General features: G+C 61.1%; 19 protein-coding genes. 8 read left to right on the forward strand and 11 right to left on the reverse strand.

Annotation, left to right across the window (positions count from 1 at the left end; genetic code table 11):
* Positions 1–26 precede the first annotated feature (26 nt).
* From arcA to OKW26_RS21875, 6 genes are all read right to left on the reverse strand, one after another.
* The gene (gene arcA / locus OKW26_RS21850; RefSeq protein ID WP_184061759.1) at positions 27–1,286 is read right to left on the reverse strand and encodes an arginine deiminase; all 1,260 of its coding nucleotides are present in this window, start codon (positions 1,284–1,286) and stop codon (positions 27–29) included.
* Between the two features lie 56 nt (positions 1,287–1,342).
* A complete protein-coding gene (locus OKW26_RS21855; protein ID WP_429355141.1) occupies positions 1,343–2,764 on the reverse strand; it encodes a basic amino acid/polyamine antiporter in 1,422 nt (473 codons plus the stop codon).
* Positions 2,765–3,291: 527 nt separating this feature from the next.
* On the reverse strand, positions 3,292–4,635 hold the full coding sequence (locus tag OKW26_RS21860; RefSeq protein WP_090810663.1) for an ATP-binding protein: 1,344 nt from the start codon (positions 4,633–4,635) through the stop codon (positions 3,292–3,294).
* Positions 4,632–5,372, reverse strand: a complete 741-nt coding sequence (locus OKW26_RS21865) for a response regulator (protein WP_429355142.1) — start codon at positions 5,370–5,372, stop codon at positions 4,632–4,634. The genes OKW26_RS21860 and OKW26_RS21865 overlap by 4 nt, the downstream gene beginning before the upstream one ends.
* Before the next feature lie 7 nt (positions 5,373–5,379).
* Positions 5,380–5,502 (reverse strand): hypothetical protein, encoded by a 123-nt coding sequence (locus tag OKW26_RS21870; protein WP_429355143.1) that lies wholly within the window; start codon positions 5,500–5,502, stop codon positions 5,380–5,382.
* The gene (locus OKW26_RS21875) at positions 5,499–5,870 is read right to left on the reverse strand and encodes a GFA family protein (RefSeq protein ID WP_429355144.1); all 372 of its coding nucleotides are present in this window, start codon (positions 5,868–5,870) and stop codon (positions 5,499–5,501) included. Before OKW26_RS21875 ends, OKW26_RS21870 begins: the two co-directional genes overlap by 4 nt.
* A gap of 521 nt (positions 5,871–6,391) precedes the next feature.
* Here OKW26_RS21875 and OKW26_RS21880 point away from each other — a divergent pair.
* Entirely contained in the window at positions 6,392–7,435 is a 1,044-nt protein-coding gene (locus tag OKW26_RS21880) for a patatin-like phospholipase family protein (RefSeq protein ID WP_184061761.1), read from the forward strand.
* 2 nt (positions 7,436–7,437) lie between these two features.
* Positions 7,438–8,934: a GntP family permease gene (locus tag OKW26_RS21885; protein WP_429355145.1), complete on the forward strand. Its 1,497-nt coding sequence runs from the start codon at positions 7,438–7,440 to the stop codon at positions 8,932–8,934.
* Between the two features lie 65 nt (positions 8,935–8,999).
* Here the strand turns inward: OKW26_RS21885 and OKW26_RS21890 are convergent, their stop codons facing one another.
* A complete protein-coding gene (locus OKW26_RS21890) occupies positions 9,000–10,403 on the reverse strand; it encodes a replication initiation protein (protein ID WP_167368809.1) in 1,404 nt (467 codons plus the stop codon).
* A gap of 738 nt (positions 10,404–11,141) precedes the next feature.
* Here OKW26_RS21890 and OKW26_RS21895 point away from each other — a divergent pair.
* Genes OKW26_RS21895 through OKW26_RS21905 form a run of 3 tightly spaced genes read left to right on the forward strand, consistent with a single transcriptional unit; the run spans position 11,142 to position 13,631 of the window.
* A complete protein-coding gene (locus OKW26_RS21895; protein WP_429355146.1) occupies positions 11,142–11,417 on the forward strand; it encodes a hypothetical protein in 276 nt (91 codons plus the stop codon).
* A 31-nt stretch (positions 11,418–11,448) separates the two neighbouring features.
* Positions 11,449–12,660 carry a ParA family protein gene (locus OKW26_RS21900; protein WP_184061762.1) on the forward strand — a complete coding sequence of 404 codons (1,212 nt, stop codon included), beginning with the start codon at positions 11,449–11,451 and terminating at the stop codon, positions 12,658–12,660.
* On the forward strand, positions 12,657–13,631 hold the full coding sequence (locus OKW26_RS21905) for a ParB/RepB/Spo0J family partition protein (RefSeq protein WP_184061763.1): 975 nt from the start codon (positions 12,657–12,659) through the stop codon (positions 13,629–13,631). The genes OKW26_RS21900 and OKW26_RS21905 overlap by 4 nt, the downstream gene beginning before the upstream one ends.
* A 2,147-nt stretch (positions 13,632–15,778) precedes the next feature.
* On the opposite strand, the gene OKW26_RS21910 is transcribed toward OKW26_RS21905, so the two are convergent.
* The 4 genes from OKW26_RS21910 to OKW26_RS21925 form a co-directional block, all read right to left on the reverse strand.
* Entirely contained in the window at positions 15,779–15,913 is a 135-nt protein-coding gene (locus OKW26_RS21910) for a hypothetical protein (protein WP_429355147.1), read from the reverse strand.
* Positions 15,906–16,502, reverse strand: a complete 597-nt coding sequence (locus OKW26_RS21915; RefSeq protein ID WP_429355148.1) for an esterase/lipase family protein — start codon at positions 16,500–16,502, stop codon at positions 15,906–15,908. The genes OKW26_RS21910 and OKW26_RS21915 overlap by 8 nt, the downstream gene beginning before the upstream one ends.
* Positions 16,502–16,747: a hypothetical protein gene (locus OKW26_RS21920; protein WP_429355149.1), complete on the reverse strand. Its 246-nt coding sequence runs from the start codon at positions 16,745–16,747 to the stop codon at positions 16,502–16,504. Before OKW26_RS21920 ends, OKW26_RS21915 begins: the two co-directional genes overlap by 1 nt.
* A 154-nt stretch (positions 16,748–16,901) precedes the next feature.
* Positions 16,902–17,495: a hypothetical protein gene (locus OKW26_RS21925; RefSeq protein WP_429355150.1), complete on the reverse strand. Its 594-nt coding sequence runs from the start codon at positions 17,493–17,495 to the stop codon at positions 16,902–16,904.
* A gap of 1,105 nt (positions 17,496–18,600) precedes the next feature.
* Here OKW26_RS21925 and OKW26_RS21930 point away from each other — a divergent pair.
* From OKW26_RS21930 to OKW26_RS21940, 3 genes are read left to right on the forward strand one after another with little or no spacing between them, the layout of a single operon-like run.
* Complete coding sequence (locus OKW26_RS21930; protein ID WP_429355151.1) at positions 18,601–19,575, forward strand: efflux RND transporter periplasmic adaptor subunit; 975 nt, start codon at positions 18,601–18,603, stop codon at positions 19,573–19,575.
* Positions 19,572–22,631: an efflux RND transporter permease subunit gene (locus OKW26_RS21935; RefSeq protein ID WP_429355152.1), complete on the forward strand. Its 3,060-nt coding sequence runs from the start codon at positions 19,572–19,574 to the stop codon at positions 22,629–22,631. The genes OKW26_RS21930 and OKW26_RS21935 overlap by 4 nt, the downstream gene beginning before the upstream one ends.
* Complete coding sequence (locus tag OKW26_RS21940; RefSeq protein ID WP_429355153.1) at positions 22,628–24,124, forward strand: efflux transporter outer membrane subunit; 1,497 nt, start codon at positions 22,628–22,630, stop codon at positions 24,122–24,124. Before OKW26_RS21935 ends, OKW26_RS21940 begins: the two co-directional genes overlap by 4 nt.
* Positions 24,125–24,144 lie beyond the last annotated feature (20 nt).

A 24,144-nucleotide genomic window follows, 5' to 3' on the forward strand; every position in this document is an offset into this window, starting at 1 on the left:
CTGGCCAGATTGATTCGCTTGACTGATCAATAGTCGACCGCATCGCGGATGATCGGGCAGGTCATGCAGTGACCGCCGCCACGTCCACGGCCCAGCTCCGCACCGACGATCGTAATCACCTCGATGCCCTGCTTGCGCAACAGCGTGTTCGTGTACGTGTTGCGGTCGTATGCATAGACGACGCCCGGGGACGCGCACACGAGGTTCGCACCGCTATCCCACTGCGTGCGCTCGCGTTGATAGTCGCTGCCGCCCGCCTCGACCACGCGCAGATGCTTCAGCCCGAGCGCCTCGGCGACGACGTCGGTGAACGGCTTGTTTTCGGCGTGCAACTCGACGCCGCTCGGATGGCTGCTCGGCCGATACGAATAGGTGCGCGTCTTCGCCATGAAGTCCGGGGCGACCAGTACGCAATCGCGATCGGCGAACGTGAACACGGTATCGAGGTGCATTGCCGCGCGAATCTTCGGCATCGCCGCGACGATCACGCGCTCGGCCGCGCCCTTCTTGAACAGCATTGCAGCCAGTTGACTGATGGCCTGCCGCGAGGTGCGCTCGCTCATGCCGATCAGCACGACGCCCTTGCCGATCGGCATCACATCGCCGCCTTCCAGCGTGGCGAGACCGTGGTCCTGAGTCGGGTCGCCCCACCACACGTTGACCTTGCCCGCGAAATCGGGGTGGAACTTGTAGATCGCCGTGGTCAGGATCGTCTCCTCGTGGCGGGCCGGCCAGTACAGCGCATTCAGCGTGACGCCGCCATAGATCCAGCACGTCGTGTCACGCGTGTACAGCGTGTTCGGCAGCGGCGGCAGCAGATATTCGGTGCCGCCCGCCGCTTCTTTCGCGACCTCCAGCGCCTTGCCGCCGTGCGCTTCCGGGAAGTCGTGAGTGGATAGCCCGCCAATCAGCGTTTCGGCCAGCTTGCGATTGTCGAGCCCTTCCAGATAGCTTCTCAATTCATCGATAAAGCCGAGGCCGACCTGATTCGGCACCACCTGGTTGTCGAGAATCCACTTCTTGCCTTCGGGCACCGCGACCGTTTCGGCGAGCAGATTGTGCATCTCCACCACTTCGACGCCGCGGTCGCGCATCTTCGTGACGAAGTCGAAGTGGTCGCGCTTCGCGTTCTCGACCCACAGTACGTCGTCGAACAGCAGTTCATCGCAATTGCTCGGGGTAAGACGCTGATGCGCGAGCCCCGGTGCGCAGACCATCACTTTGCGCAGCTGCCCGACTTCCGAGTAGACACCCAATTCACCCGCTTTCGCGTCCGTGTTCGCCATGATGATCTCCTGAATGCCAATGTTGGCCCGCTCTGTTCAATCGGATTTCATTAAAGCTAAATCGCGATCCTTCCGGTTACGAGGCCATAGATGCCGATGATCGCGCCAATGATCGCAACGATAAAAATGATCCAGTCGGAAACGATGAAGACATTCTTGTTCTGCTCGCGCCGAGCCCAGATATAAAGCGCCGTTCCTGGCGCATACAGCACGGCGGAAAGCAGAATGAATTTCAGGCCACCCGCCCAGATCATGAAGACCGTATAGATCGAGGCGATTGCGGCCATGATGAAGTCACGCCGGCGCTCGTCGGCGCGCACGTCGTAACCGTCGCCGCGATTCGCGTTCATGCAGCCGAACGCCGCGACGAAGAGGTACGGAATCAACGACATCGCGCTCGTCAGATTCAGCATCAGCGCGAACGCATCGCGCGAGAAGTAGGTGCTGATGACGAGCAGCTGCACCACGATGTTGGTCAGCCACAATGCATTGGCAGGTACCTTGTTGGCGTTTTCCCTCGCGAATACGGCGGGCATGTCTTCGGTCTTTGCCGCCGTGAACAACACTTCGGCGCAGATCAGCGACCAGGCGAGATAAGCGCCCAGTACCGAAATCAGCAAACCTATGCTGACGAAAACCGCGCCCCAATGACCGACCACCGCTTCGAGCACCGCCGCCATCGACGGCTGCCGCATGGCCGCGATGTCGGCGCGCTGGAGCACTGCGTAAGGCAGCATCGTCACGAGTACCATCAGCGAGGTCACGACGACGAAGCCGAGAATCGTCGACTGGCCGACATCGGAACGCTTCTTCGCATAACGGGAATAAACGCTCGCCCCTTCGATACCGATGAACACGAACACCGTGACCAGCATCGTGGCCCGCACCTGCTCGAGGATATTGCCTTCGAGTCCTCCGCCGTAGAGGTTGGCCTGGAACAGGTCCAACCGGAAGCCGAAGATCAGGATCAAGATGAACACCAGAATCGGAATGATCTTGGCGACCGTGACGATACTGTTGATGAAGGCCGCCTGCTGCACGCCCTTCAGGATCATGAAATGAAATAGCCAGATGCCGATCGATGCAACGACGATCGCGACGACCGTATTGCCGTCGCCGAACACGGGAAAAAACGCGCCGAGTGTCGACTTGATCAGCACCCAGTAAGAAACGTTGCCGATACAGCTACCGATCCAATAGCCAAATGCGGAGAGAAAGCCCGGATAATCGCCAAAGCCCGCTTTCGCATACGCAAACACGCCGGCGTCCAGTTCGGGCTTGCGTTCGGCCAGCGCCTGAAATACGCGCGCCAGCATATACATGCCCGTGCCCGCAATCAGCCAGGCAATCACGGCACCCACCGGACCGGTGGCATTGGCAAAAGTGCGCGGCAGGGAAAAGATCCCGGCTCCGACCATGCCGCCCACCACCATCCCGGTGAGTTGCATTTTTGACATCTTTTGTGGAGTGGACGCCATTCGGATTCCTTTTAGTTACCTTTTTAACAAGGATCTTTAATCAGATTCGAACGAAACGTGTCTCTCGGCCAATCTTGCTGTTGATCAGCCGCGCTACTCTGCAACCACCACACGAAAAGAATGGTCTGTCCGTTGGCGTTTGTCAATTTATCGAAGACAAGGTAACGGACTGTGGCTCGCTATGCGATCGAATCCATCGATGCTGCGTTGCCGAATCTGGTTGAATTTGCGAATTAACAATTCACCACGCATCTGAATCGCTCGCATCGATAAGCCGCTTTGAATATCGATGATTTAACAATGATGCGACCTGCCGCATCACCGCCGCGGTTTTCTCAAATGATGGGGAATCGCTGAAGCGAGCTGAACCGGTGGTCGTTCAGAACTACTGAGAAGCATCAGAGCCACAGCTCGAAATGGCGCGCGGGGGTCATTAATAGTCCAAACCCGATGACGATTTCATAATGGCGGGCTTTGTGAATTTTTCTGACGGAATCGCCCGCGTCTCCGCGCCGCAAGAGGTCCAACTATGACTCGCGCAACTTCCTCAACGTCAGCCGCGCTTCGAGACCGCCGCCGACGCGGTTGTGCAGCGTGAGCGTCGCATCCATCGCGAGCGCGAGTTGCCGCGCGATCGCGAGCCCCAGCCCCGTGCCGCCCGTTTGACGATTGCGCGACCCTTCGAGCCGCACGAACGGCTCGAACACCGTCTCCAGCGACTCGACCGGAATGCCGGGACCGCGATCGAGCACCGACACGGTAGCCTCGCCATCGTGCAACGCCCCGATATCGATCTGCGCGGCGCCGCCGTACCTCAGCGCGTTATCGACCAGATTGCCGACGATGCGCTTCAACGCCTGCGGACGCATCGTCAGCGACTGGCCGAAATGGCCCTGCAGTGACACTTGCTGACCCGCGTCGACGTAATCGCAGACCAGGCTGTCGAACAGCGCATCGGGATCGATGCGGCGCGGCACCTCGGTCGTGCCATGCATCGTGCGCGCATAGGTGACCCCTTCCTTGACCAGCGCCTCCATTTCCTGCAGATCCTGGCGCAGCTTTGCGGCCTCGCTGTCGTTGTCCATCGTGTCGACACGCAGACGCATGCGCGTGATCGGCGTCTGCAAATCGTGCGAAATCGCCGCGAGAATCTGCATGCGCTCGGTCATGTACGTGGCGATCCGGTCCTGCATCGCGTTGAACGCGCGCGCGGCGCGCGCCACTTCGGACGGACCGGCTTCGCGCAGACGCGCGGCCTTCAGGTCGGGGCCGAGCGTGTCGGCCGCGACTGCGAGCTGATTGAGCGGGCGCGTCGCGAGCCGTACCGCCAGCCAGCAGCAGGCCGCGAGCACGAGCAGCTGCAGCGTCAGCACGAGCGGCAGCCAGCGCGACAACGGGGCGCCGGGCATCGGCCGCAGGTCGATGGTGAGCGGCGTGCCGTCGCTCAGTTTCAGGTGCACCTGCAGACGCTCGCGATCGCCCGGCACTGCGTTGACGGTCAACGGATAACGCGTGCCGATGCCATCGCCGATCGACTGCGCGACGCGTGCCGACAGGCTCGCGTCGACCGGGGTGCCTGGCACGCCCGGGCCGAGCACGAACTCATAGCTGCGCCGCGCGAGCCGCGGCAGCCACTGGGCGCGCTCGTCGGGCGGCAGATGATCGAGCAGCGCGACCGAGCTCGCCACCTCGCGCTCGATGTAGCCCATCATGATGTTGGTCATCGTCTGGTCGCGCTCGGTCATCGTGAGCCAGAACGACAGCGCCTGCGCAAGCGCGAGCCCGACGAACAAAATCACCGCGAGCCGCGCGAACAGCGTGCGCGGCCAATGCGGCCAGCGCAGCAACGACGGTGATGGAGATGCGCTCATTGCGGATCTCCGATCGCGGTCACGGCCGCTGAAAACACATAGCCCTCGCTGCGCAGCGTCTTGATGTAGCGCGGCTCGCGCGCGCCGTCCCGCAGGCGTTGACGCAGGCGGCTCACCATCAGATCGATCGAGCGGTCGAACGGATCGGCCTGGCGTCCCTGGGTGAGGTTCAGCAACTGATCGCGCGTGAGCACGCGCTGCGGATGATCGAGAAACACACGCAACAGACGGTACTCCGCGCCGCTCAACGCCACCTCGGTTCCGTCCGCGTCGAGCAGATGGCGCGCGGTCGTGTCGAGCCGCCAGTCGCCGAAGCACAGCATCGGCGCCGACTCCGTCACCTCCATGCCGGGCGGCAGCATGCGCGCGCGGCGCAGCACCGAACGGATTCGCGCGAGCAACTCGCGTGCGGCGAACGGTTTGATCAGGTAATCGTCGGCGCCCATTTCGAGGCCGACGATCCGGTCCGCTTCCTCGCTGCGCGCCGTCAGCATCAGGATCGGCACTGTGCGGAACTTGCCCGCGCGCAACTCACGGCACAGCACGAGGCCGTCTTCGCCGGGCAGCATCAGGTCGAGCACGATCAGGTCGGGCGCGCCGTTCTCGAGCGCGGCGCGCATCTGGCGGCCATTGGCCGCGAGCGAGACACGCACGCCGTTTTTCTCGAGGTATCCCGCGAGCAGTTCACGGATACCGCGATCGTCATCGACGATCAGTACGTGGTCGGAGGTTTCCATCGACGGATTATCTGCTGCGGCGTTTGAGTTGCACGCCGCTCGATTGGATCAATGAACACTGCAACGGATGCGCGAGTTCGGCCGCGAAGCCGCCCGCCACGAACACAGCGATGGCAAACAGGCGTCTCATGCGTCCTCCAGCACGGAAAGACTCGCGCCATCGGCCACGCCGGCTTCGAGCGCGTAAGGATCGACCCCGTCGAGGCAGCCAATATTGACGCGCCATTGCTGCGGATCCTTGCGCGTCTGATGAAAAGGATAGATGCCGCAATGCTTGCAGAAGTAGTGTTTCGCGACCTTCGTGTTGAACAGGTATAGCGTCAGCGAATCCTCGCCACTCAGAATCTTCAACTGACTGGCGGGAAAGAGCGGCGTCATCAGCGCGCCCTTGCGGCGGCACAGGCTGCAGTTGCAACGACCAGCCGGAACGATTTCGGTGCGAACTTCGAACTTGACGGCCCCGCAGTGGCAGGACCCTTGCAGCAACCCGGCGTTCATGATGCTCTCCGTGATTTGACGATGCCTGCTTTATAGCCCGGTTCATCAGTCGAATTATGTCGTAATGTATCCGGCGGCCGAGACGATACATTACATTGCAATACGCCGCGGCGATTAGCGCAAGGCGAAACAGCGAAGATATACACGCGAGTTAGCATTTAAGCGGCACGACGGGGCGCGCCGGCCGGCCTCCTTACACGCTGTTTTTGACCTCGGCGTGACCAATCGGCTTTTCTATATTCCGCTTGAATGGCCGGCATTGCCAGGCACAATCGCGCGTGACCAGCAAGCGGGCGATGACGGCCACGAGCCGGTTGCTCGCAAGCTCCGTGAATCAAGTTGAATACGCTTGACTTTTAGTCACCGGCCACTTCCAATACCAATGGTGCAGTGCGATGTTTCGCCTTTGAAACACGCCTCACCTCATTCGGTAGTTCACAGCATTGGCCAGCAGTTCATTCGTCCGCCGTGCATGCGGCGTCAGCTCGCGAAATGGAGCACTCCTCACTACCGGAGTCGTCTTGGCTGCAACAAAAAACCAACCCACCCACCGCGAACCCGCCCTTATCGACCTCGCATTGCAAGGCGGCGGATCGCACGGTGCTTTTACATGGGGCGTCCTCGACCGTTTGCTCGAAGAGTCGTGGCTGCGGATCGAAGGAATATCGGGTACGTCGGCTGGCGCGATGAACGCCGCGGTGCTGGTGAGCGGCTATCAGGCAGACGGCGCGGCCGGCGCGCGCGCCGCGCTCGAAGCCTTCTGGCGGCGAGTATTCGAAGCATCGGTGTACAGCCCGTTTCGCCGTACCCCGTTCGACGTGTTGATGGGCCGCTGGACGCTCGACTACTCGCCGCTCTTCATCGCGATGGACCTCGCGGCGCGCGTGTTTTCTCCCTACGACCTGAACCCGCGCGGCGTACATCCGCTGGCGAAGATTCTGCAGGACTCGATCGATTTCGCGCATCTGCGCGACGCGCCGATCAAGCTGTTCATCACCGCGACGCGCGTGCGCACGGGCCAGGCGCGTGTGTTTCGCAATGGCGACCTGACGCCTGACGTGCTGCTCGCCTCCGGCTGCCTGCCCACGCTGTTTCAGGCCGTGCAGATCGACGGTGAAGACTACTGGGACGGCGGCTATGCCGGTAATCCGACCATGACGCCGCTGGTACGCGAATGCACGTCGAGCGACACGCTGCTGATCCAGGTCAATCCCGTCGTGCGGGACGAAACCCCGCGCACCGCGCGCGACATCATCAGTCGCCTGAACGAAGTTGCCTTCAACGCGCCGCTGCTAAAAGAGCTGCGCATGATCGCGCTGCTGCGCCGCGCGGCGGACCCCGGCAGCGACGAAGGCCGCCATTGGGCGGCGATGCGCATCCATCGGATCGCGAGCGAGCTGATGACCGAACTCGGCTACTCGTCGAAGCTGAACGCCGAGTGGAGCTTTCTGACGATGCTGCGCGACGAAGGCCGGCGTGCCGCCGAAGCGTTCCTCGCCGAGCACGGCGATTCGATCGGCGTGCGCTCCTCGCTGGATCTCGACGCGTTGCTCGACGGAGTCTGACCATGGAAGTCATCACCCTGTCACCGCTCGCGATCGGTCTAGGGCTTTTCGGCATGCTCGCGAGTCTCGCGCTGCTGATCGGCTTCGCGTACCGCGGCTGGACCGTGCTGCTGCTCGCGCCGTTCGCCGCGATGCTGGCCGCCGCGATTTCGGGCGAACCGATTCTCGCGCATTGGACCCAGACCTTCATGCTCAGCGCCGCGCGCTTTCTCGCGCAGTTCTTTCCGTTGTTCCTGCTCGGCGCGCTGTTCGGCAAGCTGATGGAAGACAGCGGCTCCGTGAAGGCGATCGCCAGTTACATGACGGAGAAGCTTGGCGCGCATCGGGCGATTCTCGCGGTCGTGATCGGTGGCGCACTCGTCACCTATGGCGGCGTCAGCCTCTTCGTGGCGTTCTTCGTGCTCGCGCCGATGGCCACCGCCCTCTTCCAGGCCGCCAATATTCCGCGCCGTCTGATGCCGGCCGCGATCGCGCTCGGCACGTCGACGTTCACGATGTCCGCGCTGCCCGGCACACCGGCTATCCAGAACGCGATCCCGATGCCGTTCTTTGGTACGACGCCGTTTGCGGCGCCTGGGCTTGGCATCATCGCAAGTATCGTGATGGTGGTGTTCGGGCTCTGGTGGTTGTCCTTGCAGCAATCGCGCGCGAAGGCGGCCAATGAAGGATTCGACGGACTCGAGGCGGCGGTGAAATCGATCGGGGCGCCGGCCAGCGACAACCTCGTGCGCGAGCGCGCAAGCGTATCGCAGAGTTTCGATCCGGAGGAAGCGAAGCGCGGGCATGTCAGCGAGAGTCTGCCCTCGTTCGGCGTCGCGCTCACGCCGCTCGTGCTCGTCGTGCTGACGAACTTCGTGATGAACGTGATCGTGCTGCCGCGCATCGACGCCGACTATCTGGCCGAGGTCCGTTGGGGCGAGACGTCGCTTGCGGCGGTCGGCGGTGTGTGGGGCGTGTGCGTGGCGCTCACCGTCGCGATCGTCGTGCTCGTGCTGCTCAATCGGCATCGCCTGCCAGCGCTGCGTGAGACGATCGATGCGGGCGCGAATGCATCGGTGCTGCCGGTGCTCAGCGTCGGCAGTCTGGTCGGCTATGGCGCGGTGATCGCCGCGCTGCCAGCGTTCGCGCTCGTGCGCGAATGGGTGCTGGGTATCGGCGGTGGTCCGCTCGTATCGCTCGCGGTCGCCACCAATCTGCTCGCGGCGCTGACCGGCTCGGCCTCGGGCGGTCTCACCATTGCGCTCGACGCGCTCGGCAGCACCTATCTGCAACTGGCTGCGCAATACGGCATCGACCCGGCGCTGCTGCATCGGGTCGCCGTGATTTCCTCAGGCACACTCGACAGCCTGCCGCATAACGGCGCGGTCGTGACGCTGCTTGCCGTGTGTGGGTCGAACCACCGCGAAAGCTATCGCGACATCGTGATCGTCGGGATTCTCGGCGCGTTACTCGCGCTGGTGGTGGTGATCGTGCTGGGCTCGCTGTTCGGGTCGTTCTGAGCGTTCTGAGCGTTCTGAGCGTCTGAAGTAGCAAGGGCTGCTTTACAGCCGATTTCCGGCTCACTTCACGCCGCCGCGCGCGCCGCATTCATCCGGCCGAACACGAACTGCCCCAGATACCAGACCAGTTCGGTATTCGCGAAAATCGCATCTTCGGTGACCGTCGACGGTTCGAGCTTCATCCGACGCAGCATCAGCTTGCCTTCGCGCGACGTCGTCCACGCATGCATCAGTTCCTTGCGCGTCTTCGCATCGGCGGCGTTGAAATGGTCGCGGCCCTTGCGCGAATCCTCGTTCATGCGCGCGCGCACCTCTTCTTCGCGCGTCGCGATGCTGTGCGCCACGGTCTTTCTCGTTTCGGTCTTGACCGCCTGTTCCTGCGTTTCGTCGGCGAGCAGTTTGGCCTGTACGTCGACCATCGTGCGCTCGGCGTCGGAGATCTTCCAGTTGTCGCGTAGCGCGCGCATCAGGTAGCCCGCGGGGCTCTTCTTGACCTGGCCGCGCTTGACCCTGAAGCGCGTGTATTCGACGGCCTGCTGGATACGTTCGTCGGTCCAGAGTTCGCGGTTCTCCGAAATCTCGCTGAACTGCTTGGTCGAGAGCCCGAATTCGTCGGTGAGAATCTTGTACAGATGGCTCGCGTCGGCGAGGCTTGCGAGTACCGCGTCGGCTGTGTCCTTGCGCTTGAGCAGGAAACGGATGCGGTCGATTTTCTTCGACGTCGTGGATGCAGTCCGCGTCTCATAGGACATCTCGACGTCCGACACTTCGTTGATCTCGCGCACCGCCGGCTCGAGCCAATCGCGCTTGAAGTATTTGAAGATGGCGGCATTCGCGCCCATTTTGCCGGGCCAGTTGCGCATTTCCTCGAGCTGGATCCAGTCGGTGCGTCCCGCGGGCACGTTGGGCAAAACTTTGTCGTAGATCGCGCGCGCTAGACTGCGCGTGAACGCGGTGGAAATGCGCAAGCTCAGCCAATGCGATTTCTGCGGATCGCGGATATGCGGCACGAGCCGCGGATGGACGTCGAAACGCATACGTCCGCGATGAAAACCGACCATGCCGATCAACTGAACCTGCACCCACAGATCGTTTTCGTTGGGATCGCGGTCCGCGGGCGTATTCGTCACGCGGACTTTCGCGTTCTGAGCTTCGTCGGCGATCGTGCGCAAGTGCTTCAGGTTGCGGCTGTCGTAACGCATCAGCCACTTGAAGTAGTTGAGTTCGACGTCGTACTGATCGCGCTGCTCGGGCTCCTGTGCGACGATGAAGTACGCGGCATCGAGAAAGCGCCGCGCCGGCAGCCCCATATTGACGATTTCGGTGAAGAAATCGTTGCGCTGATAACCGATCTCGCGATTGGCCTCGTTGATGCGCAATCCCTGATCGAACATGTCTTCGAACAGCGCGAGCGCCATCTGGCGTGACGTCGCTTTCGACCTGCCCTCTTCCGGATTGTCCGCGGCCATGTTCTTCATCCACTTTTTCGCTCCCGGGACTGTAAGCATGCGGTGGTGAGCTGTCAACACACAGAACCTCACCATCAAACGACCGCGGCGGAGGCCGTTTCGGCGTCCCTTCCGCGTTTCGGCACACAGAACCTCACCATGTTCACAAAGAACCTCACCTTGCGGGCGGGCGTTCGCGCTGCAAGGCCTTATGCGACGGCCCTTTTCAACCTCGTTCCCAGTAGCTGCACAACCCACCTCACCTTCGTGATTTGACGCAGCGGCAAACATATCGAACCGCACCTTGGTGGGGAATCGGTCTCACCTTGCTGCACAACCAACCGCACCTTTGAGCACAGCGAACCTCACCTTCGACACAACGCACCTCACCTTTTGGAACTTAAGTGCTTGAACGGATTGAATAGTGTTTGGTTGCGTTGGTTTGTGAGTTTGTTCTCGGTTTTAAAAAAACCTACCAACCCGGCACACACACATAAATGCGGCTGAAGATTGCGCGATGCAGCATGGTGAGGTTGATTGTGCGAAACGTTGAGCGGGTTTGGAAGAGCTTTGCCAAGGTGAGGTTGGTTGTGCTGCTACGGTGATTGGCAACCCTTGGCCATGAGCTGAACCTCTGGCTGACGGCCTGGCGCCGGTGTATCGCCGCTTCTGTGGGTGAGGTTGATTGTGCATTTGCGTTCTAAGTGCGGGGAGCTCTCGCAGGGAGGTGGCGAAAATCTAACAATGGTGAGGTCGGTTGTGCCAAAGATCGCCGGACCGGTCTTTCAGGAAATGAGAAAGTGCACAAATGACCTCACCAAGTGCCTAAGTCTCGAGCAGGAGTGCCGACTCCGCTACCAGATTGCGAAGAAAGGTGAGGTCATTTGTGCCTTCGAGGACGCAGTGTTTCGAGGCTCGTTTGGTTTCCACGGCGATTCCGCCACCGAAAACGGTCTGGAAATACAGAAATTTGCAGAAAATCCGCATAAAAACAGTAATTTAAAAAGCTATTTTCAAGTATTTCCTGTATTCTGAGGTTTCTATAATTTTATGGAAAAACCTCAGAATGGTCAGAACGAGCCAACTTCCTGCCGTAGACCGAACCGTTCACTTTGAGCAGATCAGTGAGTTCGCAGAAAAGGTCACCATTTTCACTAATGAGCTGCGTGACACGATTCTGGCTCCGCGTCCTCGAAAAACGGCTCCCGTTTTCAAGACCGGCGAGATTGCCGAGATGTGCAACGTCTCACACTCGCAGGTTCAGTATCTCGCGACAAAAGGCGACGGAGAACTGCCTTCGGGCACGGCGGCAGGCACGGGCCGTACCCGGACCTTCACGCTGGAGGAGGCGCGGATCTGGGTACAAAAGATTTCCGACATCTACCAGACTCCGCTGGTCACGCGCCTGAAGGAGCCAGACGGGAAGATCATTATCACCGCGCAGCTCAAAGGTGGCTCCGCCAAGACGACGACGACGATGTGCCTCGCCCAGGGGCTGTCGCTGCGGGGACGCAAAGTGTTGGTGGTTGATCTCGACCCGCAGGCGTCGCTTTCGGAACTGTGCGGACTGTACGCGGAAAAAGACGTGACGCCTGAAGACACAGTATTGCCGTACGTCTACGACCAGGACAGCGAAGGTGGCCTCGAGGGGCGGGTCCAGTCGACGTACTGGGATGGCATCGACGTGATTCCTGCGCACACGGAACTGATTGGAGCAGAGTTCCATCTGCCGGCGATGCAAAAGATGCGACCGGGTTTTCGCTTCTGGACCGTGCTTCGTCAAGGTCTCGAGCCGCTGCGCAAGAAGTACGACTACATTCTCATGGATACGTCGCCGTCGCTGTCGTACCTCAATCTGAACGCGCTGATGGCCGCGGATGCCATGGTGATGCCGATGGTGCCGGAAAACCTGGACTTCATCAGCTCGCTGTCGTTCTGGCGACTTTTCTCGGACGTGTCCAAAAGCTTTATCAAATTCGAGACGGACAAGAAGTACGACTTCGTGTCGCTGGTATTGTCGCGGGTCGATTATGGGCGGAACTCGTCGGCGCCGATCGTGCGCGCGTGGGCGCAAAGCGCGTACGAAAACTGGCTGCATTCGATCGAGGTACCGGCGAGCTCGGTGATGAGCACCGGGGCGTTGGCGTTCTCGACCGTCTTCGACATCAGCAGCAATCACAGCGCGGCCAAGTCGTTGCAACGCGTGCGGCAACCTCTCGTCGACTACTGTCGCTGGATCGACGAGATCTATTCGGAAAAATGGAGGAACGCGCAATGAGCAATATGCGAGAACAGTTGCTGGCCAAGACCTCGGGCATTCGCAAAACTTCGTCGATCAACGAGGACGAGGTGAAGCGCAGCAACCGCACGCAAACGGCGCCCGGCCTTGCCGGCGCGCTGGCCGTTGCGCAACTTCGCGTGCAGGAACTGGAATCGACTGGCGTCGCATCGCAACTGGCGGTTGCAGGCATCTTGCCGAACCCTTGGCAGCCGCGTCGCGTGTTCAACGAAGCAAAGTTAGCCGAGCTCGCGGAGTCGATCCGCGAAGTTGGACTGATGCAGCCGATCGTGGTCCGTCGTGTCGCGGACGACTATCAGATCGTCGCCGGCGAACGACGCTGGCGTGCGCACAAAATGTTGGGGCTGGACACGATCAAGGCCGTGGTCGCGGATTGCTCCGACTCGGATATGGCCGTGCTCGCAATGGTCGAAAACATTAGCCGCGACGACCTTGCTGACTATGAAATCGGCGTGGCGATTCGTCGATCGGAAACAGAGTTCCCGAATCGCAAGCGACTGGCGGAAGCGATGGGATTGTCGCGGGCAGGTCTGTATCAGTTCTTGTCGTTCGACAATCTGCCGGACTTCATCAAGAAAGATCTCGATATTCAACCGCGACTATTGGGCGGGACTGCGGCGCAAGCAATTGCAGCGGCTATCAAAAAGCATGGCGAGGATGGCGTTAAAGCCGCTCGCGAAATTTGGCCTCTGTTGGTGAGAGGCGAAATGGATCAGGGCAAGGTCGCGGCGGCAATCACCGCCCTGGCGACCCGGCAGACGACGTCGGGTGGTACCAGCGGACGCAGCATCGAGAAATTTTTCGCGGGACGAGAGCACGCTGGGAGCATCACCAAGGATGTGAGTAACTTCACGATCAAGATCAAGACCGGAGTGATCACCGAGGCGCAAGAAGTTCAGATACGACAGTTGATCGGACAGATGTTCCAATCGCAGCCGAAGACGAGCTAATCGGTGGTTCGGTTGTAGTGTTAAAAGGCCCGCTTAGTGCGGGCTTTTTTTTTGGGTCAATCAAATCGGTCCACCTCGAAGAGTGTCTAGAGTCTAGACACTCACCCCGCAGCCCTACCTTTGCGCCATCCGGTGTCTAGACTCTAGACACTCTTGACGACGCACCCCCGATGCCGATGAAAGCGTGCCGCGTCCGCGCTGAACGCACATCGTTCGTGCCTTGCACGACCCGTGGAGCGATTCACGCAGTATTGCGTTCGCAGCGATCTCGCAGGCACCTGCGGCGGGGCAGCCGCTCGCCATGAGCGAGACAGCCAATGACTGGGGATTTCTGATGCATCCATTGAGCCGGGTTCGGCTGCTTCGTTGACGGTCACATTACCCGGAGCACATACAAAATCGCACAGGCGACATATGACGGACGGGATGAAGGGCCAGCCCTCTGTCCTATAAACGTAAACTCTATTCCGGCAGACCATCCACGGTCATTCTCAACCCAACGCCGCATCAGCGCGTTTCCCCGAGACGACTCGACTCCGCTATCGTCGGTCCCAATCTTCTCAATGAGAAAGGCCGCGGCCCTTAGTGCGCGACGTGCATTGCACATGGTTGTCCATGAACAGCTGTGTTCATGATGGCGCTGTCGGCCGCAGCAAACCTCGGCGAAGATCGTCGACGTCCCGCAAGAATGCTTCACTCTCCCGGTGTACCTCAGGCAATGAACGCGCGCAGCGTTGAGGCCACCGCTTATCGACCGCAAAGTCGGCAGTCGTTCTGCCGGAAAAGCTGTTCCGTACGATTAGCAATGAAAGCGGCACGAACAAACGCGCAAAGGAAGCGCTGTGAATGGGGCTTGCCTCAGCGAACAGACGACATGCGTCAAGATCCGGCGGGAGCCAGTTATTACTGGAACGTCGCGTTAAGGGACCCCGAATCATGTATCGCGCGTTCTCTCAAACGGTGCAGTCGCCGTTCCGCAAACGGTGTTCGATCGACGACCTGAAAGTCAATCGCGAACGCCTGCCGGCCGCGATGAATTGGTCGTAATCGCGTTAAACCAACATCCCACCGTCGTCAAGAGAGGACACTCTAAAGGTAGTTGATGTCGGTCGTCACGCCTACCGATCTACCCACCCGCCGGGGAGACACCCAGATAGAAGTATTCGAAGGGATGCATCGCAACCGCGCCGATCATTTTTGGGCAAGCACCGGAGTAATGAGTGACTCGACCGCAACGAATGATCTCCGTCCGATCGGATCTCACGCCACCCGGATGGGCCTGCGTCAGACCACTCGTTCAGCGCGAAATCAACATCGCTGCTCTCAGATCATCCGCAAGAAATCCGTCGGACGATGGACGGCAGGATAGGTGAGGGCAAGCGCGCAAATCTCGCGAACGTAAAGAGTCTCTCCCGGCCCGCCCTGTGATATTGATTAGCAGGACGATCGCGCATCCGCAATGCGAGCGACTGTCAGTCGCCACGCGTGTGGCCAACTTGAACTTCAGCAGATGCAGCAGTCGCGCATCGGCAACCTAACAATATACGGGGCCCGAACATACGGTCAACTTTTGCGAACTAAATATCGAAAAACGAGTGACTCTTAGCCAATACGAGCGAGAATTTTCGATTCTTCGGCCAATCTCGCCAACCGACACGGCGTGAAACATAGCGAAACGTCTTCTATGCGTGTCAACCTATTGTTTTAAAAGACTTTTTTCGTCAATGCAGGCCATTGTTTCACGCCAATCAGTCAAATTGGTGCACGATACCCCATCACTCCCACCAAACGGCGACAACACGCCAGAATGAACACACGTGCCCCGCCAATCCGTAACATTCAATACGTAATTTGTAGCGAAAGAATTTCGAGCGTTCCGCTGACCTGACTGCTCATTCGAACCAATCTTCCGCGCCTGCCTCGATCACGCTGGCTTGATTCGGAACGCTGTACCAGTGATTCGAACAGAGCCCAGCAACAGCAAGCTCGTCAAGTCCGAGCCCAAGTCCGAGCCGCCGCAAAAGACAGCTGGCCCCGCCGCCATCACTTCGCTATCCGAGCCTCTCCGCAAACCTCCCGCGCTGATCGATCTGCGCAAGATCCTCATGCAAGATCCGCCGAATCTCGAGGATCGCCCGCGGCGTCTCCTAGACACTGTGTCCAGCAACAATCACCTTCTCCGACAGCGCGCCCACAAGATGCGCGCTGCGATAAGGGACCACGCCATCATCGGAATCTTCGAGCGGCCCGTTTTCGCGCAGCTGTTCGATGCTGTTAGGCACATGGAAGGTCCGTCCCTGCGGTTCGATGTTCGTCGCCGTCTGCATCACTTTCTCGATCTCGTTCAGCAGGGCAAGCGGCAGACGCACGAGGTTGGCCGCCCAGCGCGACTGCCGGTTGCTCGCGAAGGCGTGCCTCGATGGGGGCCGCGATAAATATAGCGCGCTCGATTTGCGGCATCGGCGTGAAGTTCAGTAGCCGATCGAGCCGCTCGTCCTCGCGATCGATATCGGTGCCCTCAGGCACGTACTTGTCCTCGAACGTCGCCCAAAGCGCGTCGCCGGAAGTCGACACGAGTAGCCGCGCCAGAACGCCGCCCATGCTATGACCAATCAACACCATGCCATGCGACGCCGGCACCGTACCGTCCGGATCGAAGTGCGCGAGCGTCTGTTGCGTGGCGCGGCGGATGCGCGCGAGGTTGACCAGAATCGGCACGTTGGTCGGGTAGTAGACCTGCCACACCTGGAAATGCTGGCGAAGCACTTCATCGCCCTGAATATCGTTGGCGACGTTGACCCATGCCTCGGGGCTGCTCGCGAGGCCGTGCAGCATCAGAATGATCCGTCGATTGGGATCGAACGGTTGCATCATGTAGATGCGGGCGTATCGATACCGTGTGCGCGTCCAAACAGCGTGCGCAACGATTGCCCGGCGAAGCCCGAGCGCGCGAGCCAGATGCCGTAGCCCGCGCTGAAGTTGGCCGAAAGTGGCACAGTCTGGCCGTGTCGCTCGACACTGTCTTCGCGATACGGATCATAGACGGACAGCACGACCTCATGCGAGGCAAGCACCTGTTCGAGCGTGCCCTGGCTGAACCAGATCGACGCGGTCATGTTCGGCGACGGCATCTCGCGGAAAAAGCGCGACGCCGGCCTTTCGCCCCCAAACCATCGCGTCGATAAATGCTACGTATCCCCGCGAACGACAGCCGCGACGCCGGGATGACTTCGCGCGGTTCGCGCACGCCTTCGGGTAGCCGGGTTCGGCTCAGGTCGGGATGAATGGACCAGCCTGCGATGTACTGCGTGCCCGGCACGCCGTTGCCGGCATCGGTAGCGAGCGCGCCACGCAGAAACAGCGCGTGGGCAAGTTCCTGCACCGCGTAGTTGTAGTAGTCACGGACCTGGGTCTGACGATCTTCGAATGCACGTTCGCCAGCAGTGCGTTCACCGAGGAACAGAAATGCATACGCGAATCGCGCGGCCCTGAGCCACAGATCGAATTGCGCGTCGCTCCAATCGCTGGCGTTGGCCGGGTGTTGGTGATGGCCATCTGCAACGACAGTTCAGCGAGGCTCGACAATCGCCGGTCGGTATTGATTCCGCCGACGGTCGAGATCGTATTGATGCAAGCGAGCGGCTCACGTTGGCAGGTGTTCCCATCGAGTGCCTCGATGTGCAGGGTGTCTCGCGTCGCGGCGCTCAGACGGCCGGTCGATAGAATGTCGCCGCGGCGCATCGCGATGTACTGCTCCGGGCCTTGCGAGCTGACGGTGACCATCGCGCAACCGCACAGAAGACTGCCAGTGAGCAGCGCGAGTGCCGCGCACCGCGATGTCCACGATGCGAGCGAGCGCGTCATGATGCGTCGAACCGGTTCGTGCGAGAGGGCAGCCGCGCTACGCCGATGCAAGCGATGAACGCTGGCGGCGGCCCGCGACGTCGCAATTGCCAACTTTCTTTTCACGCAGAGTTGCGTCACCCATCGGCGAAACAAAAATTCCTTGAAACCTATAGTACTTTTCCCCATGGCATTTCGTGACTAGTACAGCAGAATAGCCATGCTTATATTTCATCAACAGAAGCCGAAGCAACCATAGAACGAGTCGGTATGACCGTAGCAAGTCGCGAATCGATTGACGGCTTGCGCATTGTTCGGCCATGATGCCTGTGACGAACTGAAAGGGGCAATGACGCACGCATGACACGGGCAAACCACCAGTGAACTGCGCGAAGTCATGAACGCCTATGACGGCTTTGATATACCGCTTAAGGTAAGCAATCGATACGATCGTGCTGCGCCTGTGAGGCTCTTGACAGCGAATTGTTTGGGAACTTTAATAATTTTGCAGCAAGGTTCAATCGAAGCGATCTGATTCAACGCTGCAATCCGCCCGCATATTCATTCGTCTTCAGGTTTTGCGGAATCGTCGTGCATTCCATACAGGGCGGGTTCGTCAATTTCCTCAGTCTTGCTTCGGCATGGCGAAGCAGTTTGGCAGTTCGACAGGATGCCTGACGAACGGAGCCGGAATGACGACACATGGGTCGCGGCTGTAGTCCCGACGGCCACAACACCATTGTCGCCGATAGACTGGTTTGAACGACGTTGCCGGTCCGACAGAAGGGATGCCGCTGTTCCTCGAGTCTGACCTGGCCGTGGAAGTCGAAGCGGATGCACCCATCGGTCCACTGTTATGGGCCCCTATGAATTGCTGAGCAACCTGTAGGGTCTCGTATTCGCCGGCCCGTGAGCTACGTTGCCGCTGGGCTTACGACATGGGTTGCGCCAGCAGTCAGCCGAGAACGTCATGAATGCAAACCGCTCCGATGCACCGCGGCCTCGCCGATCAGGCGGAATCGCACTGACCGGCGCATTGTCGTGCGCGTTGACCTGCGCGCTTGTCGTTTCACTGTCGGGCTGCCAACGGCAGACCGAAACACAGAGTGGCGATACGAGGCCAGCCGTGCAGCTCACCAGGGTCGAACCGGCCGACGCTTCCGCCATTCGCATTTTTACCGGGCGGGTCGAGCAGACCAGCATCTCGCCGCTCGCCTTCGAAGTATCGGGCCGCGTCGTGCAGATCGCGGTGCTCGAAGGCGCGTCGGTGAAACGCGGGCAGCTGATCGCGCGGATCGACGAGGAACCCTACAGGCTGCAACTGCAACGCGCGAACGCGCAGTATCAGCAGCTGAGCGACAACCTGAAGCGCCAGGCGGTGCTGCGCAAGGACGGCATTCTGTCTCAGGCTGCTTATGAGCAGTTGTCGGCTTCCACCGATGCCGCACGCGCGGCACGCGACCTGGCGAGCCGCGACCTGCGCAATACCCAGCTCGTCGCGCCATTCGACGGCCGGATCGCTCGCCGCAACATCGAGATCCAGCAGGTCGTGCAGGCTGGGGCGCCCGCGTTCAATCTGGAAAACATCGGCCGTGCCGATGTCGGCGTCGATCTGCCTCAGAGCATTGCCGAACGGCTATTCGTCGACAAGACGCTGAGAGCCGAGGCGTGGCTGCCCGGGCGGCCGCAGAACCGCTTCCCGCTCGTGTTCCGCGAACGGACCACGCAGACCTCGCCGACTTCGGCGGCCTACCGGCTCGTGTTCTCGATCGAAGGACCGCAAAGCGCGATGCTGTTCCCCGGCATGGCGCTGCGCGTACAGATTTCCGAAACGGCGCGTCAGGTCGCGCAAAACGACAACAAAGGGTACTTCGCGATTCCGATCGCCGCGGTGTCGATCGGCGCGGACGGTCAGCGCAGTCTGTGGCGCTACGACGCCGCGTCCGGCCGTGTGCATGCGGTGCCGGTCAGCGTGCGCGAAATTCGCAATGACGATGTGGTCGTCGCGGGGGCGGTTGCGGCGGGCGACCGCGTGGTGGCCGGCGGCTCACAGTTCATGAAAGAGGGAATGGCGGTCCGTCCAATGGATGCGCCTCAATGAATCTCGCGCGCCCCCTTATCGAAAAGCCGCTGATCGCGTGGGTTCTGACGCTCATCTCGCTGTTGGGCGGGATCTTCGCGTACTACAACATCGGGCGGCTCGAAGACCCGAAGTTCACGATCAAGACCGCGGTCGTCGTGACGCTGTATCCGGGCGCGAGTGCGCACGAAGTCGAGCAGGAAGTGACGGACCGGCTCGAAAGCGCGATCCAGCAGATGCCGCAGGTCGACAAGCTGACCTCGCGTTCGACACCGGGCTACTCTGAAGTCCGCGTCGAGATTCGCGACCAGTACACGTCGGCGCAATTGCCGCAGGTGTGGGACGAGGTGCGCAAGTCGGTATCGGATGCACAGCCGCGGCTTCCGCCGGGTGCGGGACCGTCACTCGTGGTCGACCGTTTCGGCGACGTCTACGGGATGTTCTACGCGCTGACCGGCGAGGGCTACACGCAGGCGCAACTGTATGAGTACGCGCGCGAACTGCGCCGCCAACTGCTGACACTCGGCGACGTGTCCGACATCGTGATCGCCGGTGAGCAGCAGGAGCAGATCTCGGTCGACGTCGACCAGTCGCAACTGATCGCCAACAATCTGTCCACCGACGATCTTGCGCAGACGCTGTTCGTGCAGAACGAGGTTCGGCCCGCGGGCCGCGAGCGTGTCGGCGACCTGTCGTTGCGGATTGCGCCGTCCGGCTCGCTCGATTCGCTGCAGGCGATTCGTTCGCTGCCTGTCAACAATACGCCCGCCCCGCTGCTGCTCGGCGACATCGCGCGCGTAAGCCACGGCTACGCGACGATTCCGAACCAGGTCATTCACTATAACGGCCAGCCGGCGGTTACGATCGGTATCAGCGCGCGGCCGCGCGTCAATGTGGTGAGGGTCGGCGAGGAGATCAAGGCGAGGCTCGCCGAACTCGAGCGTAACCGCCCGATCGGCATCAAGCTGCACTCGCTTTACGATCAGCCGCAGGTCGTCGACGAGAGCGTGCGCGGCTTTATCTTCGACGTGTTCCTGTCCGTGGCGATCGTCGGTGTCGCGCTGGGCATTGCGCTCGGCTGGCGCGCGGGCGTCGTGCTGGGCGTCGAGCTGTTCCTGTCGATCCTCGGCACGCTGCTGGTCATGTACGCGGCAGGCATCGAGCTGCAGCGTATCTCACTCGGCGCGCTGATCATCGTGATGGGCATGCTGACCGACAACAGCATCGTGGTGGTCGAGGGGATGCTCGTGAAGGTTCAACGAGGCATGTCGCATCTCCAGGCGGCGACCGAGATTCTCAAACAAAGCCAATGGCTTCTGCTCGCGTCGACCATTGTGGGGATTCTGGCTTTCTCGGGCATCGGCCTGTCGCCGGATTCGGTCGGCGAATTCTGTGCGTCGTTGTTCGCCGTCGCCGCGATTTCGCTGCTATTCAGCTGGGTGATCGCCATCGCCCTGACACCGCTGTTCGGCACGTATCTTTTCAAGCCCGCGGACATCATCGATGACGACCCGTTCAAGTCGAAGCTGTACAAGCGTTACGGCGAGCTGTTGTCATGGGTCACCCGACAGCGCGTGTTCGTGGTCATCGGCCTCGTCGCGCTGACCGTGCTGGCCGGGTGGGCGTTCCGTTTCGTCGAGCGGAGCTTCTTCCCCGCGTCGACCACGCCGATCTTCTATGTCGACATGCGTTTGCCGCGCGGCGCCGATATTCGCGCGGTCGTCGAAAAGAGCCGCGAGGTGGAGAAGGTGCTGCTCAAGCATGCGGACGTCACCAACGTGCAGACCTATATCGGCTCGGGCGCGACGCGTTTCTTCCTCGTCTACGATCCGGAGGGGCGTGATCCGTCGTACGCGCAGTTCATCGTCGGCGTGAAGGACCAGGGCCTGATCGACGACATGATTCCGGAGATCGAAGCGGATCTGAAGAAGCGCTTCCCCGAACAGCATTGGACGGTCACGCGGCCGAACTTCGGCCCTGGCGGTGGCGCGGCCATTCAGGCACGTTTCTCCGGACCCGACCCGATCGTGCTGCGTCGCTTGTCTCAGGAAGCACAGAACGTGCTGAAGGCCGACGGCCGCATCATCGCGATCCGCGACGACTGGGAGAACCCGATCAGCATCGTGCGGCCGGAATTCGACGAATCGCGGGCGCGCTCGCTCGGTGTGACGCGCCGTCAGGTTAGCGACACGATGGCTTATGCAACCGAAGGCCTGCGGGCGGGCATCTATCGCGAAGGCGATCAGCTACTGCCGATCGTGCTGCGCTCGCCCGACTACACGCGTGGCGTCGCGGGTCTGCAGGACCTGCAGGTGTTCAGCGCGGGGCTGCGCCGTTACGTGCCGCTCGGCGACGTGGTCGACGGCTTCATGGTCGGTACCGAGGAAGGCCAGATCGCGCGCGAAAACCGGATTCGCACGCTGACGGTTTCGGCCAACCCGATCTATGGGCAGAACAGTGTCGACGCGTTCAACCGCATACGCTCCAGCATCGAGAACATCAAGCTGCCACCGGGCTATAGCTTCGAATGGGGCGGCGAGCACGAATCGTCGACGCGCGCGCAGCAGAGCCTGTTCCGTCAACTGCCGCTCGGCTTCATCGGCATGGCGCTGCTCGTGCTGATGATGTTCGGACGCCTGAAGCCGGCGCTCGTCGTGCTGCTCGTCGTGCCGATGTCGATCGTCGGCGTCACGCTCGGTCTGCTGCTATTTCGCGGCGCGTTCGGCTTCATGGCGTTGCTCGGTCTATTGAGTCTGATCGGCATGCTGATCAAGAATGGCGTGGTGCTTGTCGAAGAGATGGATTCGCAGATCGCCGCGGGCGTGCCGCGCATGCAGGCGGTGACCCACGGCGCGATGAACCGTCTGCGGCCGGTGATACTGGGGGGCGGTACGACGGCGCTCGGCATGGCGCCGTTGTTGTGGGATCCTTTCTTCAAGGACATGGCGATCACGATTATGGCGGGCCTTGTTTTTGCCACCGTGCTGACGTTGGTCGCCGTGCCGGCGCTGTATGCGATGCTGTTCTCGATCAGGCAGGCGGAATGGGAGCCGGGTCGACACCCGGAAGCAAAATGATCCGCGCGCGCCCTTGTCTTCTCGCCATCGCGGCCCTGCTGCTCGAAGCCGGCTGTACGGGTTCATTGCAGCTGCAAAAGCCCGCCGCGTTTCCGCCGCAGTATTCGGAAGCGCAACCGGGCGTGGCGACACCGATGTCCGGGCAGCAGCTCGCGGCATGGTGGACCCAGTACAACGACCCGACGCTGAACAGACTGATCGATCTCGCGCTCGCGCACAACTTCGACATCGCGACCGCTTACGCACGCGTCGATCAGGTGCAGGCCGGCATCCGCCTGGCCCGCTCGCAACTGTTGCCGTCGGTCGGTGCAAGCGTGAGCGCCGCGAAGTATCACGGCGCCGAGACGCAGCTCGAATTCGCGGAATTCCTCGGCATCGACAATACCGATGCGCAGTTCTGGCGTGTCGGCTTGCGGGCGCAATGGGAGATCGATCTGTTCGGTCAGGGACGCGCAAGGCTCTCGGCTGCACGCGAACAGGCACGCGCGGCCGCGGGCGACGCGGAGGCGGTACGCCTGAGCGTGGTGTCGGGTGTCGCGGATCTGTACGTCACCTATCGCGGGCTGCTGCGTCAGCGCGCGATTTTGCTGCAGAGCCGCGCGATCGCGGACGACTTCGTCAACATCGCCGAGAAGAGCTTTAACGCGGGTCTCGTGCTGAGTACGGACATCGAAGCAGCGCGCGCCGGCCGCGCGCAGGTCGATGCGCGTTTGCAGGACGTGGAGAACGGCATCGCGCAGGCACGACTCAATTTGCAGAATCTATGCGGCGTGCAGCCCGCGGAATTCGCGGGGATTCTCGATGAAAGCGACACGCTGATGACCGCGCTGCCGCATATCGAGCCCGGCCAGCCGGTCGACCTGCTGATGCGGCGCCCGGATCTGATCGCGGCGCAGGCACGCGTGAATGCGGCGCTCAGGCAGTCGGATGTCGCGCGGCTCAATTACTGGCCGACCATGTCGTTGAGCGGTTTGCTTGCACGCAATGGTTGGGAGATCGCGGGTCAAAGCCTCGGGGCCAGCACGTTCTGGCTATTCGGCGCGGCGATGGCGCTGCCGCTGATCGACTTTGGCGCGCGGCGCTCGCAGGTGGAGTCGTCGGATGCGCAGGCGCAGCAGGCCATGTCGAACTACGAAAAGACCGCGCTCGGCGCGTTCTATGACGTCGACCGTGCACTGGCGCGTTTGAACCGGCAGGACGAGTTGTTCAAGGCACGCAATGAAGAAGTCACGCGTCGCACCACGCAGTTGAGCCAAATGCGACGTCGCTACGAACTCGGCGATACCGGCCGCGTCGATATCGATCAGGTGCGGGTTGCGCTGCTCGAAAGCCAGTCGTCGCAGGCGAGGGAAGAGGTCGGCGAACTGCAGGCACAGTTCGCGCTGTTCAGGGCGTTGGGAGGCGGTTGGTTGGCCAATCCGCCAGTGGCCTCGAATACACGAGCGCCGACGGAAGCCGCGCCCGCCACCGCAACGGCACCGGCCGCACAGTGAACGACCAGGAGGAGTGCGGT

The organism is Paraburkholderia sp. 32 (assembly GCF_050435345.1).
GTDB lineage: Bacteria > Pseudomonadota > Gammaproteobacteria > Burkholderiales > Burkholderiaceae > Paraburkholderia > Paraburkholderia tuberum.